The sequence below is a fragment of the Pandoraea sp. ISTKB genome, from assembly GCF_001721285.1.
GTDB classification, from domain to species: domain Bacteria; phylum Pseudomonadota; class Gammaproteobacteria; order Burkholderiales; family Burkholderiaceae; genus Pandoraea; species Pandoraea capi.
This window is the reverse complement of record NZ_MAOS01000022.1, coordinates 83,151-96,651: the sequence shown is the minus strand read 5'-3', so window position 1 is coordinate 96,651 and position 13,501 is coordinate 83,151. Positions and strand designations below refer to the sequence as shown.

Sequence of the window (13,501 nt, the reverse complement as noted above, 5' to 3'; positions counted from 1 at the left end):
CTCCTGCCACATTCCTGGTTGGTGGTGCGAAGCATGGGCGAATGCCGCAAGCCTGAGCATCATCGTCTGTGACAACCGCAAGGCAGACCGGTGACGCTATGGTTTGCGTCGTCGGCAGCAGGCCCCGCGTTCCCCGATGGGGCGCCGAATTCTTGGTTCGGTCGCCCATAAGGAATCGTTATTGTGTGTGGTTTGCTGCAACGCGATCATTGGGATTTGCACTAGGCTTCGCACCCCTCGAAACACGCATGCGCACACGCATTGCAGAACGTTCGGTCACATGAGGCGAGCCTGTGCGCAGCCCTTGTGCGACAAGGCTTTTGCGGCACACGCAAACGGGCGCGCGATAGCCGAAATCGATCGGCTATCGTCGCGCACCTGCCGGGACATTAGGTATTACTACGTAAGTTTTTGAGGCAATCGCCCGATATCGGTCACATCGTTCGATGCGGCATCACAAGGGATTCAGGCCGCCCTCGCCTTGCGTGCCGCACGAATCATGTCGCTGGCGCGCTCCGCGATCATGATCGTCGGGGAGTTGGTGTTGCCGGAGGTGATGGTCGGCATGACCGATGCATCGACCACGCGCAGCCCCTGCACGCCGCGCACGCGCAGTTGCGAATCGACGACCGCGTTGGCGTCGTCATCACGTCCCATGCGACAGGTGCCGACCGGATGAAAGATCGTCGTGCCGATGTCGCCTGCCGCGCGCCTGAGGTCGTCATCGCTCTGAAACGACGGCCCCGGCAGATACTCGCGCGGCTCGTAACGGGCGAACGCCGGCGCGCCGACGATGCGACGCGTGAGCTTGATCGCATCGGCCGCCACACGCAGGTCGTCTTCCGTCGACAGATAATGCGGCGCGATGCTCGGCGCGACCCGTGCATCGGGTGAGCTCAGATGCACGTGACCGCGCGACGTCGGACGCAGATTGCACACCGACGCCGTGAACGCATTGAACTTGTGCAATGGCTCGCCGAACTTCTCCAGCGATAACGGCTGCACGTGATACTCCAGATCGGGACGTGCGACATCGTCGCGACTGCGGGCGAATGCGCCGAGTTGCGACGGCGCCATGCTCATCGGCCCACGTTGCGTGAACGCGTACTGCAGGCCGATCGTCAGTTTGCCGAGCAGACTGTTCGCGGTGAGATTGAGCGTCTTCGCGCCGCGCAGCTTGTACACCGTGCGCAACTGCAAATGGTCCTGCAAGTTCTCGCCGACCCCCGGCACGTGCGACACCACGTCGATGCCGAAACCGCGCAACCGTTCGCCGTCGCCAATCCCGGACACTTCCAGCAGATGCGGCGAATTCACCGCACCCGCCGCGAGAATCGTCTCGACGTTGGCGAGCGCCGTGAAGTCTTCGTTGCCGCCGCGATACGCCACACCGGTGCAGCGTGTGCCGTCAAAGAGCAGACGACTCACGCTGGCGCCTGTGATCACCGTCAGGTTCGGACGCTGCGACGCCGGACGCAGAAAGCCCTTCGCCGCACTCCAGCGCACGCCGCGTCGCTGGTTGACTTCGAAGTAGCCGATGCCGAAGTTGTCGCCGCGATTGAAGTCGTCTGTCCGGGGAATGCCGATCTGCTCGGCGGCGTCGGCAAACGAGTCGAGCACGCGCCACGACAGCCGCTGTTGCTCCACGCGCCATTCGCCGCCGCTGCCGTGAAACTCGGTGCTGCCCTTGTAATGATCTTCGCTGCGACGGAAGAGCGGCAACACGTTGTCCCAGCGCCAGCCATCGTCGCCCGTGGCATCGGCCCACACGTCGTAGTCTTCGCGCTGCCCGCGCATGTAGATCATGCCGTTGATCGACGAGCTGCCGCCGAGCACTCTGCCACGCGGATAGGCGAGCGAGCGGCCGTTGAGGCCGTCTTCCGCCTGCGTGCGATACAGCCAGTCCGTGCGTGGATTGCCGATGCAGTAGAGATAGCCGACGGGAATGTGAATCCAGTGATAGTCGTCCTTGCCGCCCGCTTCGAGCAGCAGCACGGTAACGTCAGGGTCCTGCGTCAGACGATTCGCGAGCACGCACCCGGCCGATCCGGCGCCGACGATCACGTAATCGAAGCGCTCCTGTTTGTCTGAAGGCTTATCTGTATGCAACGCCTGCTTGCTCATTCCCGCATGTCTCCGTCGATGGCGCGGCACTCGCCATGGTGCGGTGCCGGCTCTGGTGCGGCACCCGAGTGGGGTGGACTGTCGCCACCCCGCACGGGTTCATTTTTGATTTACTTCGCCACCGGCATCGTGAACTCGGCCCCCTTCGCAATGCTGTCCGGCCAACGTTGCATCACGCTCTTGAAGCGCGTGTAGAAGCGAATGCCCTCTTCGCCATAGGCGTGATGATCGCCGAACAACGAGCGCTTCCATCCGCCGAACGACTGCCATGCCATCGGCACCGGAATCGGCACGTTGATGCCCACCATGCCGATCTTCACCTGACGCGAGAACGCGCGCGCCACACCGCCGTCGCTCGTGAAACACGATACGCCGTTGCCGAACTCGTGCGCGTTGATCAGTTCGATGGCCGACGCCAGATCGGGCACGCGCACGACCGCCAGCACCGGTCCGAAGATTTCGTCGCGATAAATGCTCATCTCGGGCGTGACGTGATCGAACAGCGTGCCACCGAGGAAGAAGCCCTTCTCGTGGCCCGGAACATTGAGGCCGCGCCCGTCGACGAGAAGCGTTGCGCCCGCACTCACGCCCTGCCCAATATAGTCCTCGATCTTCGCCTTGTGGGCCGCCGTGACGACCGGGCCCATCTCGGAGGCGTCGTCCACCCCCGGCCCGACGCGCAGCGCCTTCACGCGCGGCACCAGTGCATCGACCAGACGATCCGCCACCTGCCCCACAGCCACCGCCACCGAGATCGCCATGCAACGCTCGCCCGCCGAGCCGTACGCCGCGCCGATCAGCGCGTCGACCGCCTGATCGAGATTCGCGTCGGGCATCACGACGAGATGATTCTTCGCACCACCCAGCGCCTGCACGCGCTTGCCGCGCTTCGTGCCTTCCGTGTAGATGTACTCGGCAATCGGCGTGGAGCCGACGAACGACAGCGCTTCGACATCAGGGTGCGCCAGGAGCGCATCGACGGCGACCTTGTCGCCCTGCACCACGTTGAACACGCCGTCGGGCAATCCGGCTTCGCGCAGCAGATCGGCGATCAGCAGACTGGCGGACGGATCGCGCTCGGACGGCTTGAGCACGAACGTGTTGCCGCAGGCCAGCGCGATCGGGAACATCCACATCGGCACCATCACCGGGAAGTTGAACGGCGTGATGCCCGCGCACACACCGACCGGCTGACGCAGATGCCAGTTGTCGATGCCGCCGCCAATGTTGTCGCTGTGCTTGCCCATGAGCAGGTTCGGCGCGCCGCAGGCGTACTCGACGATCTCGATGCCGCGCGTGACTTCGCCGCGCGCGTCGGAGAACACCTTGCCGTGCTCTCGCGTGATGATGCGCGCGAGTTCGTCCTGATGTTCGTCGAGCAACGCCTTGAACTTGAAGAGCACGCGGGCGCGCTTGAGCGGCGCCGTCTCGGACCACGACGGCAGCGCGGCCTTCGCCGCCGCCACCGCGGCATTCACGTCCTGCACGCTCGCCAGCGCGACGCGCGCACTGACCGTGCCCTGCGCCGGATTGAAGACGTCGGCGAACCGTTCGCCGTCACCGGCCACTCGTTGGCCACCGATGTCGTGCTGCACGACGGGAATATCAGCATTGCTCATGTTCGTTCCTTTGAATTTGGCGACGTGGATCGCCGCTCGGTCATCGTTTGCCGCCCTGTCGCGCCTGTCTGCCGTCCCACTTTCTGCCTCGCTCTCCAACCGATGCGCTTACCGGCACACGCGACGATGAGCCCCAAGCGTACTGCCGCACCTCGAAGCAATCCAATGAGAAATTATCAAAAGCAATATAAGATTCCCTTATGTTGATCCCTCGGCGTCGCCGGGGGCCTCAGACCCTGCCGACCGCGCCTCCATGGAACTCGCCCATCTCCGTGCCTTTGTCGCCATTGCCCACGAGGGCAATCTCACGCGCGCCGCCCAGCGCCTGCATCTGACGCAACCGGCGGTCAGCCTCCAGGTCAAGGCGTTACAGGAGGCCTTGCGTCTGACGCTCTTTACCCGCACGGCGCATGGGCTGGCACTTACCCGCGACGCGCAGGCGCTGCTGCCGCTGGCCGAGCGCATGCTCGCCGCGCTGTCCGACTTCCAGCAGGCCGCCGGTGCACTGCGCGAAACCGTGCGCGGACGCCTTCGCATCGGCACCATCCTCGATCCCGAATTCACGCGTCTGGGCGGCTTTCTGAAGCGGCTCGTGGAGTCATATCCCCACATCGAGACGGCGCTGCGGCACAGCATGTCGGGCGACGTGCTGCACCAGTTGGCGCGCAACGAGCTGGACGTCGGCTTCTATATCGGCACGCCCGACCCGGCGCGATTTCACGCCATCACGCTCACCCCGTTCTCCTATCAGGTGCTTGCGCCCGCCGGATGGCGCGAACGTGTCGCCCGGCGCGGATGGCGTGAGCTCGCCGCACTGCCGTGGATCTGGACACCGCCGGAATCGGCCCACAACCGTCTGCTCTCGGCCGTGTTCGGCGAGGCGGGGGTTGCGCCCGTCAAGGTGGCGGAAGTGGATCAGGAGCCGTCGATGCTCGATCTGGTGAAGTCGGGCATCGGGCTATCGCTGGTGCGCGACTCGATCGCGCTGCGCGAAGCGCGCGCCCACGGTCTGGCGATTGCCGACAGCGTGAGCGTGCCGACCGAACTCACGTTCGTCACACTTGCTTCGCGCCGGGACGAACCCGCCATTGCAGCCGCCCTGCAACTGGTCGCGGCCGTCTGGGCCTGAGCGTCTGGATCGGGCGAACGGCGCCCGATGGCGGGCGGCGCAACGCCTTTCGTCCGGTTTCCATGTCGAATCAGCCCCCCTCACGTCATCAATCCGGCGCATAATCCATGCCTGCTCAGGCCTTCGAATTCAGCGCAGTCGAGACATTAGAAAGGCCCACTTCCTCGCAAATCATTCCCATGACGTGGCACGTCCCCCCAACGACGTGCCGTGTCGGATCTTCGTCAACGTTCTAGAATTTAAGTCTGTCCTCAAGGAGTCGACCATGTCTGATGTGCGAATGGAACGCGATACGTTCGGTGAAATTGCCGTGCCTGCCGATCGTTTGTGGGGGGCGCAAACGCAGCGCTCGCTGCTGAACTTCAAGATCTCGACTGAGAAGATGCCGCGCGAACTCGTGCGCGCACTCGCGCGTGTGAAGCGCGCCGCCGCCGAGGTCAACAAGGATCTGGGCGTGCTCGACGCCAAGAAGGCCGACGCCATCATCAAGGCGGCAGACGAAGTCATCGCCGGCCAGCATGACGACGAATTCCCGCTCGCCGTCTGGCAGACGGGCTCGGGCACGCAGTCGAACATGAACATGAACGAAGTGCTCGCCAACCGCGCCAGCGAACTGCTCGGCGGCGTGCGTGGCGAAGAGCGTCTCGTGCATCCGAACGACGACGTGAACAAGGGCCAGTCGTCGAACGACGTCTTCCCGACCGCCATGAGCGTGGCCGCACTCGACGCCCTCGTGAACCACCTCAAGCCCAGCGTCGATCAACTGCGCGACACCCTGCACGCGAAAGCGCGCGCCTACGACGACATCGTCAAGATCGGCCGCACGCACTTGCAGGACGCCACCCCGCTCACGCTCGGTCAGGAAATCTCCGGCTGGGTCGCACAGATCGATCACGGTCTGAAGCATGTAAACGACGCGCTGCCGCACGTGGCAGAACTCGCGCTCGGCGGCACGGCCGTGGGCACGGGCCTGAACGCACACCCCGAATTCGCGAAGAAGGTCGCCGACACGCTCGCACGCGACACCGGCCTGCCGTTCGTCACCGCACCGAACAAGTTCGAGGCGCTGGCCGCCAACGACGCCATCGTCCATGCGCACGGCACGCTCAAGACGCTGGCCGCCAGCTTCATGAAGATTGCCAACGACGTGCGCTGGCTCGCCAGCGGCCCGCGTTGCGGCATCGGCGAATTGCAGATCCCGGAAAACGAACCGGGCAGCTCGATCATGCCGGGCAAGGTCAACCCGACCCAATGCGAAGCCATGACGATGCTGTGCTGTCAGGTGCTGGGCAACGATGTGGCGATCAACGTCGGCGGCTCGATGGGTAACTTCGAGCTGAACGTGTTCAAGCCGATGCTCATCCACAACTTCCTGCAAAGCGTGCGCGTGCTCGCCGACGGCGCCGTGAGCTTCAACGACAACTGCGCCATCGGTATCGAGCCGAATCGCGCCCGCATCGGCTCGCTGCTCGAAGAGTCGCTCATGCTGGTGACCGCGCTCAACCCGCACATCGGCTACGACAAGGCCGCGCAGATCGCGAAGAAGGCGCACAAGGAAGGCACCACGCTCAAGGCATCCGCCCTCGCACTCGGCCACGTCACGGCCGAACAGTTCGACGCGTGGGTTCGTCCCGAGCAGATGGTCGGCAAGCGGTAATCGGGCACCGCACTACCGTCTGCCCGCATGCCTATCTCGCCCCTGCCGCCGCTGCACTGCCTGATCGCGTTCGACGCCGCCGTGCGTCACGCGAGCTTCACCCGGGCGGCAGCGGAGCTCAACCTCACGCAAAGCGCCGTGAGCCGGCAGATCGCGCAGCTCGAAGAGTTTCTCGGGCGCGCGCTCTTCACTCGCGAGCATCGCACGCTGCGGCTGACGGTGGCCGGACAACGCTACGCCGAGCAGATTCAGCGTCTGCTCGGCGAATGCGCCGAAGCCACGGCCGATCTCATGAAACGCCGTGGCGATCTGGAACTCACGGTCGCGTGCTCATCAGGCGTCGCCGTGCTCTGGATGACGCCGCAACTCATGCGCTTTCGCGCCGCGCATCCGGACATCAAGATCCGCGTGATCGTGAAGGACGGCATCACGTCGCTCTCCGCGTCCGAATTCGATCTGGGCGTGTATTACGTCCGTAACGATCTGCCGCCCGATTTCGCCGGGCGACGTCTCTTCGACGAAGAAGTCTTCCCCGTCTGCTCGCCCGCCTATCTGAACGGACGCCAGCTCGCACCGGCCGATCTCGTGGGCGAAACGCTGCTCTTCATCGAAGACGGCCAGCGCAAGTGGATGTCGTGGCCCGACTGGTTCGAGCTGCAAGGCGTGAACGCCCCCAAGTTCCCGCGCATGGTCAGCGCGAACTACTATCCGCTGCTCGTGCAGATGGCCATCGAAGGCGGTGGCATGGTGATGGGCTGGCGGCACATGATCGATCCGTGTCTCGACGCCGGCCTGCTCGTGCCCGCGTGCGATGCGACGGCAAGTCTGGGCGGCGGTTACTACCTCGTGTGGCCTGCCGAGCGTCACGAGCATGCCGCAGCGCGAATTTTCCGCAACTGGATCTACTCGGAAACTCGTTTCCCATCATAGGGGTTACGTAACGTTTCAAAAGTTGCCATGCGCTGCACGCATGGCAACATGCGGAATTATCGCTTTGCCTGTCATTTTGTCTGAACTACTTTCTGTCCTATCCGCGCACGTTTTGTCAGCGGGAATGGCCGACTTTCTCTCGCACGGCCATGCCGACAGACGTGATTCGACAAAAAAGCAGGCGTATTACCGCATGACGTGAACGCAAGACACGCAACGGACGCCACCCATCCTCCGGGAGACCCAGATGCAGGCGACCTACGCAGTGCCTCAAGACAACCTGGCCCGTCAGCGCCGTCACGCGATCGTGGCGACGGTGATCGGCAACGGTCTGGAATGGTTCGACTTCACCGTCTATAGCTTCTTCGCGGCCATCATCGCGAAGCAGTTCTTCCCCACCGGCGACGACCTGTCGTCGTTCCTGCTGGCGGTCGCCACCTTCGGCGTGGGCTTCTTCATGCGCCCGGTCGGCGGCATCGTGCTCGGGATTTACTCCGACCGCGTGGGCCGCAAGGCAGCGCTCTCGCTCACCATCCTGCTAATGGCTGCGGGCACCGCCATGATCGGCCTGGCGCCGACGTACGACCAGATCGGTCTGGCCGCACCGCTCATCATCGTGCTCGCACGTCTGCTGCAAGGCTTCTCGGCCGGCGGCGAAATGGGCGGCGCCACGGCGTTCCTGACGGAATACGCACCGCCGAATCAGCGCGCGTACTACTCCGCATGGATTCAGTCGAGCATCGGCTTTGCCGTGCTGCTCGGCGCCGCGGTGGGCACGTTCGTGACGACCAAACTCGACAAGGCATCGCTCGAATCGTGGGGCTGGCGCGTGCCGTTCATCGTCGGCATGCTGATCGGCCCGGTCGGTTTCTACATCCGTAACAAGATCGACGAAACGCCGACGTTCCAGCAAGCAGAGAAGTCCGACACGCCGCTGCGCGACGTCTTCTCGCAGTACCCGAAGGAAACGCTCGCGAGCTTCTCCATGGTCGTGCTGTGGACGATCTGCACCTACGTGCTGCTGTTCTACATGCCGACGTATGCCCAGCGCGTGCTGCACCTGCCGGCCTCGGACGGCTTCACCGCCGGCATGGTCGGTGGCGCGATGATTCTCGTGTTCGCACCGTTGGTGGGACGTCTGGCAGATCGCATCGGCCGCCGTCCGTTCCTGTCGGGTTCGGCACTGCTGATTCTGGTGCTCGCATGGCCGATGTTCACGTACATCAACGTCGCCCCCGGCCTGCACTCGCTGCTCACGTTCCAGATCGTGTTCGGCCTGCTGATCGCCTGCTACACCGGTCCGATTCTCGCCGCGTTCTCGGAGCTGTTCCCGGCGAAGGTGCTCTCGACCGGTCTGTCGGTGGCTTACAACTTCGCCGTGACGATCTTCGGCGGTTTCGCAGCGCTCATCATCACGTGGCTGATCGCTCGTACGGGCAGCAACATGGCTCCGGCGATCTACGTGATCATCGCCGCCGCCATCAGCCTCGTCGGCACGCGCTTCGTCAAGCCGCTCCCGAAGGCCTGAGTTTCCCCTGAACAAGGCGCGCCCTTTCCCGGCGCGCCTTGTGCTTTTTTCCTCAAGGAATTCCCACATGTCCTCCACGACCGTTACTTTGCTTCGCGGCGGCAACGTGCTCGACGCGGCCGCCGGCCGTCTGCTCGAACGCCATGACGTCGTCATCGAAGGCAACCGCATCACGGCGGTGAGCGCCACGCCGCTCGACGTCGCCGGCGCCACGGTGATCGACGTCGCCGGCAAGACCGTCATGCCCGGCATGATCGATTGCCACGTGCACGTGCTCGCCTCGCACCCGAACCTCGGTACGAACGCCAGTCAGCCGAACGTGCTCACCGTGCTCAAGTCGCTGCCGATCATGCAGGGCATGCTGCATCGCGGCTTCACGACCGTGCGCGATGCCGGTGGCGCCGACTGGGCGCTGCAGCAGGCCATCGAGCAAGGCGTGATTCCCGGCCCGCGTATTTTCCCGTCGGGCAAGGCGCTCTCGCAGACCGGCGGTCACGGTGACTTCCGCCCGCGTAGCGACACGCTGGAGCCGTGCTCCTGTGCGTTCCGTGCGGGCGCCATCGGCCGGGTGGTCGACGGTGTCGATCCGATTCGCCTCGCCGTGCGCGAAGAAATTCAGAAGGGTGCGACGCAGATCAAGCTGATGGCGTCGGGCGGTGTCGCCTCGCCGGTCGACCCCATCGCCAACACGCAGTACTCGGAAGACGAAATCCGCGCGGCCGTCGCAGAAGCGGAAGCCGCACAGACCTACGTGATGGCCCACGCCTACACGCCGAAGGCGATCGCACGTGCCGTGCGTTGCGGCGTGCGCACCATCGAACACGGCAACCTGTGCGACGCTGAAACGGCGAAGCTCATGGCCGAGAAAGGCGCGTATGTCGTGCCGACGCTCGTGACTTACGATGCGCTGGCCAAGGATGGCGCCTCGCTCGGCCTGCCGCCGGAATCGGTGGCCAAGGTAGAGAGCGTGCAACGCGCGGGTCGCGAGTCGCTTTCGATCTATCGTGACGCAGGCGTGAAGATGGGCTTCGGCTCGGACCTGCTCGGCGACATGCACAAGTACCAGTCCGACGAGCTGACGATTCGCGCCGACGTGCTCGGCGCCGCCGAGACGCTGCGCTCGGCAACAGTGATCGGCGCGGAGATTCTGAATCGCGTGGGCGAACTCGGCGTGATTGCGCCGGGCGCGCTGGCCGACGTGCTGGTCGTCGACGGCAACCCGCTCGAATCGATCGACGTGCTCACGGGTCAGGGCGAAGCGATTCGCTGGGTCTTCAAGGACGGCAAGGTCGCAAAACAGCCGTGAAATCGCAATCGCGTCGCAGTAACGCCGCGGTCACCTCACGGTAAGGCCACGGTTATCGCGAAGCGCGACAGATCTGTCGGACGATGAAAAAACGCCACGATGTCATGCACATCGTGGCGTTTTTTTTGTGCTGTCCCCATGGGAATCGACTCTACGCAGCGTGCGCAAATTGTAAAAGCGACGCACACACCGAGAGGACTAGTCTCGCCTCATAGAGGCTGAAAAAAGGGTGCCCGCCATGACGATCGCTTCGCTCGTCCTTTTCCCCGAACGCCGCATCACCTCGCGGTTCGACATCGCCCCACCGTTGAGCGACTGGCACGCCGTGAAAGTCCGGCAGCAAGACGTGACACCTCTGGAGGACGGTAACGATGCCGCGTCGCTGGAGGGGCTTCGCAAGTCCATCCTGAACGAACTGGGTGAGATGGCGACGACGTGGCAATCCATGGGAGCGGCACTATGCGTCGATATCGGCGATACGTCGTTGCCGGAATCCTTCGGCCCGATCAACGACCTCGCGGCGCAAGTCGATACCGCGTTACGCGAGAACGCCACCGACATCCTCAGCATCGACACGTTGATCACGAACTTCGACACCGCTATCCGGAAGATCTACCGCTCGCGCCAGTTGCCCTGGGGGACGTGGCGAACCGTCGGCTCGCAAAAATCGATGACGTCGGTCGATGCATTGACCCCTTACGCGCTGGCGGCCCATACCGCGCTCAGTCACATCGACAAGACCGTCAAATTGATGCGCACGGCGCTGGCAGCCGCGCAATGCGCGGAAACACAGCACAAGGAGGTCGAGCGCGGCGTTCCGATGTCTTCTGTGGCAATTCTCAAAAACCGGCGCGTCGTCGCACAGGCCTTTGCGAAAGTTGGAAAATTGCTGAACAGCACAACGCTGCTCGTCAATGGATCGCTCACACGAGCCACGGCGGCCATGCCGCGAGACCGCCGGTACTGGAAAACGAAGATTTCCGTTCTCGTCATCCTCTGTGTGCTGACGGTTGCGCTCGGTGTCGCGTCGGTCATGCTCCCTCCGCTGCTTCCGGCCGTACTCGGACTCGGCCTGGGGCTGAAGTTTTCCGCTGCGTTCGTCGGCATTCTCAGTACGACGCACAGCATCTTCAACGTCGTTGGCTACCCGCGCAATCGAGGCTGGACCGATCTTACAAACTGCATTACCAAGGTGCGCAATCTGTATCAGACGCTCAATCAGCAGATCAACGCCAGACAGCTCTTTGAAACCGATAAGGAGACGACCGACATCACCGGCAAGATCGACGCGTTGAGCGAAGAAATCGACACGCTGGGCGACATGCAGGACGAGATGGCGCAACAAGTCGATAACCGCAGCCAGCGACCCCGACACAAATGAGCGCGCCCCCAAAGGTATCGGTCGTCAAATCTCTCATCTCGAAATTTTTTACAGGACTCTGACCGTCATGCCAAAGATATCCGAACCACCGATCCACTATGTACAGCCGGCGGGGCTGGGCTACGCCGCGCGCGCGAGGGCCATGCATCTGAACACGAAGTTGACGTTAGCGCTTGAGAGGGTGCGCCAACTCAAAGCGGACCAGGCTGCATTGATTCGCGCGCTCGACAGCACGAAGGAATCGCCTCCCACCTCTCCCGAGCGGGAACAGGGTAAAGACTTCAAAGGGGACATGGTGAGCTGTGAGCCATCCGGCAAGTCCGCGAGTGCCAACGCGCCGGCCTGTGCTTCACCGTCCGCACCGTCCTCGCCACTATCGCCGCAATCGCCGGTTCTTCAAGCGGCCACGATGCGACAGATCCTGTGCGACAGCAATGGCGCGCACGATACCGTGAAGCAAAGCCCTGCGGCGCACTGAATCGATGCCCCAAAAAAAGCATTGCCCCCTGAGTATCGGAGAACGTTCCGATCCATCAGGAGGCAAATCACATCGAGGCACGAACGGCTGATGACGTTACCGCCGGTGCCATCGCAGGCTTACGCCATGGCAGCGACTTCGTCTTACTTCTTCCAACCCGGCGTGACGAACACTGAACGCACGTCGTCCAGCGTTTGCGAGACCGTCTCGCGAGCGCGTTCGGTGCCTGCGCGCAGCATTTCCCACACATAGTCCGGGTTCTTCGCGTACTGCTCGCGACGCTCGCGCATCGGACGCAGCATTTCCTGCAAGCGCTCCTCCAGACGCGCCTTCACCTTCGAGTCGGCCAGCCCGCCGCGCACATAGTGATCCTTGAGCGCTTGCAGGCCTTCCTTGTCTTCGTCGAAGGCGTCGAGATAGGCGAACGCGACGTTACCTTCCAGGTGCCCGGGGTCTTCGACCTTCAGGTGCAGCGGGTCGGTGTAGCACTTCTTCACGGCGGCACGGATTTCGTCCGGCGTGGAGGAAATGTTGATGACGTTGCCGAGCGACTTGCTCATCTTGGCCTTGCCGTCGATGCCCGGCAGACGTCCGATCGGCGGCACGAGGGCCTTCGCTTCGGTCAGGATCTCGCGGTTCGCCATGCGATTGAGGCGGCGCACGATTTCGTTGGTCTGCTCGATCATCGGCAACTGGTCTTCGCCGACGGGCACGAGCGTGGCACGGAAGGCCGTGATGTCGGCCGCCTGGCTCACGGGGTACGTGAGAAAACCAGCCGGAATATCACGCTCGAAGTTACGCAGGCTGATTTCCTGTTTGACGGTCGGATTACGCTCCAGACGCGCCACGGTGACCAGATTCAGGTAATAGAACGTGAGTTCGGTCAGTTCGGGCAGCCACGTCTGCACGCAGATGGTCGTGACGTCCGGGTCGATGCCGACGGCCAGATAGTCGAGCGCGACCTCGGAGACATTGCGATGCACCTTGTCGCGGCCTTTGCCTTCGTCGTCGGTGTTATCGGTCAGCGCCTGTGCGTCGGCGACCAGGATGAATTGCTTGTACTCGTGCTGATATGCAACACGGTTCTTCAGACTACCGACGTAATGGCCCAAATGCAGCGGGCCCGTCGGACGGTCACCCGTGAGGATCACCTTGCGATCCGCAGGCGCCTTCGAAACACTCATTTTCCTCTCCGTAATCAAGCGTCACTACCCCGAATGGTAGCGCGTCGGCCCGATGACGGTACAGAAACCCTCCCGCTTCATGCCGCTTCATGCCGTTCCCACCTCGCGCATGAGGCGCACATGACACGCCGCACCATGAGAAACGGGGGCCGAAGCCCCCGTGCG

Annotated in this window: 10 protein-coding genes; 7 read left to right on the top strand and 3 right to left on the bottom strand. The window is 63.3% G+C overall.

The annotated features are described in order from the left end of the window. Nucleotides 1-465 precede the first annotated feature (465 nt). A complete protein-coding gene (locus A9762_RS05870) occupies nt 466-2,124 on the bottom strand; it encodes a GMC family oxidoreductase (RefSeq protein ID WP_069341098.1) in 1,659 nt (552 codons plus the stop codon). Nucleotides 2,125-2,234: 110 nt separating this feature from the next. After that, on the bottom strand, nt 2,235-3,743 hold the full coding sequence (locus A9762_RS05865; RefSeq protein ID WP_069341097.1) for a CoA-acylating methylmalonate-semialdehyde dehydrogenase: 1,509 nt from the start codon (nt 3,741-3,743) through the stop codon (nt 2,235-2,237). 253 nt (nt 3,744-3,996) lie between these two features. On the opposite strand from A9762_RS05865, the gene A9762_RS05860 reads away from it, so the two are divergent. From A9762_RS05860 to A9762_RS05830, 7 genes are all read left to right on the top strand, one after another. Continuing rightward, on the top strand, nt 3,997-4,872 hold the full coding sequence (locus A9762_RS05860; RefSeq protein WP_069341096.1) for a LysR family transcriptional regulator: 876 nt from the start codon (nt 3,997-3,999) through the stop codon (nt 4,870-4,872). A gap of 265 nt (nt 4,873-5,137) precedes the next feature. Then, a complete protein-coding gene (gene fumC, locus A9762_RS05855) occupies nt 5,138-6,529 on the top strand; it encodes a class II fumarate hydratase (RefSeq protein WP_069341095.1) in 1,392 nt (463 codons plus the stop codon). Nucleotides 6,530-6,556: 27 nt separating this feature from the next. After that, the gene (locus A9762_RS05850) at nt 6,557-7,459 is read left to right on the top strand and encodes a LysR substrate-binding domain-containing protein (protein WP_069341094.1); all 903 of its coding nucleotides are present in this window, start codon (nt 6,557-6,559) and stop codon (nt 7,457-7,459) included. A 247-nt stretch (nt 7,460-7,706) separates the two neighbouring features. Beyond that, nucleotides 7,707-8,987: an MFS transporter gene (locus tag A9762_RS05845; RefSeq protein ID WP_069341093.1), complete on the top strand. Its 1,281-nt coding sequence runs from the start codon at nt 7,707-7,709 to the stop codon at nt 8,985-8,987. A 67-nt stretch (nt 8,988-9,054) separates the two neighbouring features. Continuing rightward, nucleotides 9,055-10,293 carry an amidohydrolase family protein gene (locus A9762_RS05840; RefSeq protein WP_069341092.1) on the top strand — a complete coding sequence of 413 codons (1,239 nt, stop codon included), beginning with the start codon at nt 9,055-9,057 and terminating at the stop codon, nt 10,291-10,293. A gap of 238 nt (nt 10,294-10,531) precedes the next feature. Then, nucleotides 10,532-11,674 carry a hypothetical protein gene (locus A9762_RS05835; RefSeq protein ID WP_069341091.1) on the top strand — a complete coding sequence of 381 codons (1,143 nt, stop codon included), beginning with the start codon at nt 10,532-10,534 and terminating at the stop codon, nt 11,672-11,674. Between the two features lie 67 nt (nt 11,675-11,741). After that, nucleotides 11,742-12,152, top strand: coding sequence for a hypothetical protein (locus A9762_RS05830; protein WP_069341090.1), 411 nt, complete (start codon nt 11,742-11,744; stop codon nt 12,150-12,152). A 143-nt stretch (nt 12,153-12,295) separates the two neighbouring features. Here the strand turns inward: A9762_RS05830 and trpS are convergent, their stop codons facing one another. Continuing rightward, nucleotides 12,296-13,336, bottom strand: a complete 1,041-nt coding sequence (gene trpS / locus A9762_RS05825; protein ID WP_069341089.1) for a tryptophan--tRNA ligase — start codon at nt 13,334-13,336, stop codon at nt 12,296-12,298. Between the last annotated feature and the right edge of the window lie 165 nt (nt 13,337-13,501).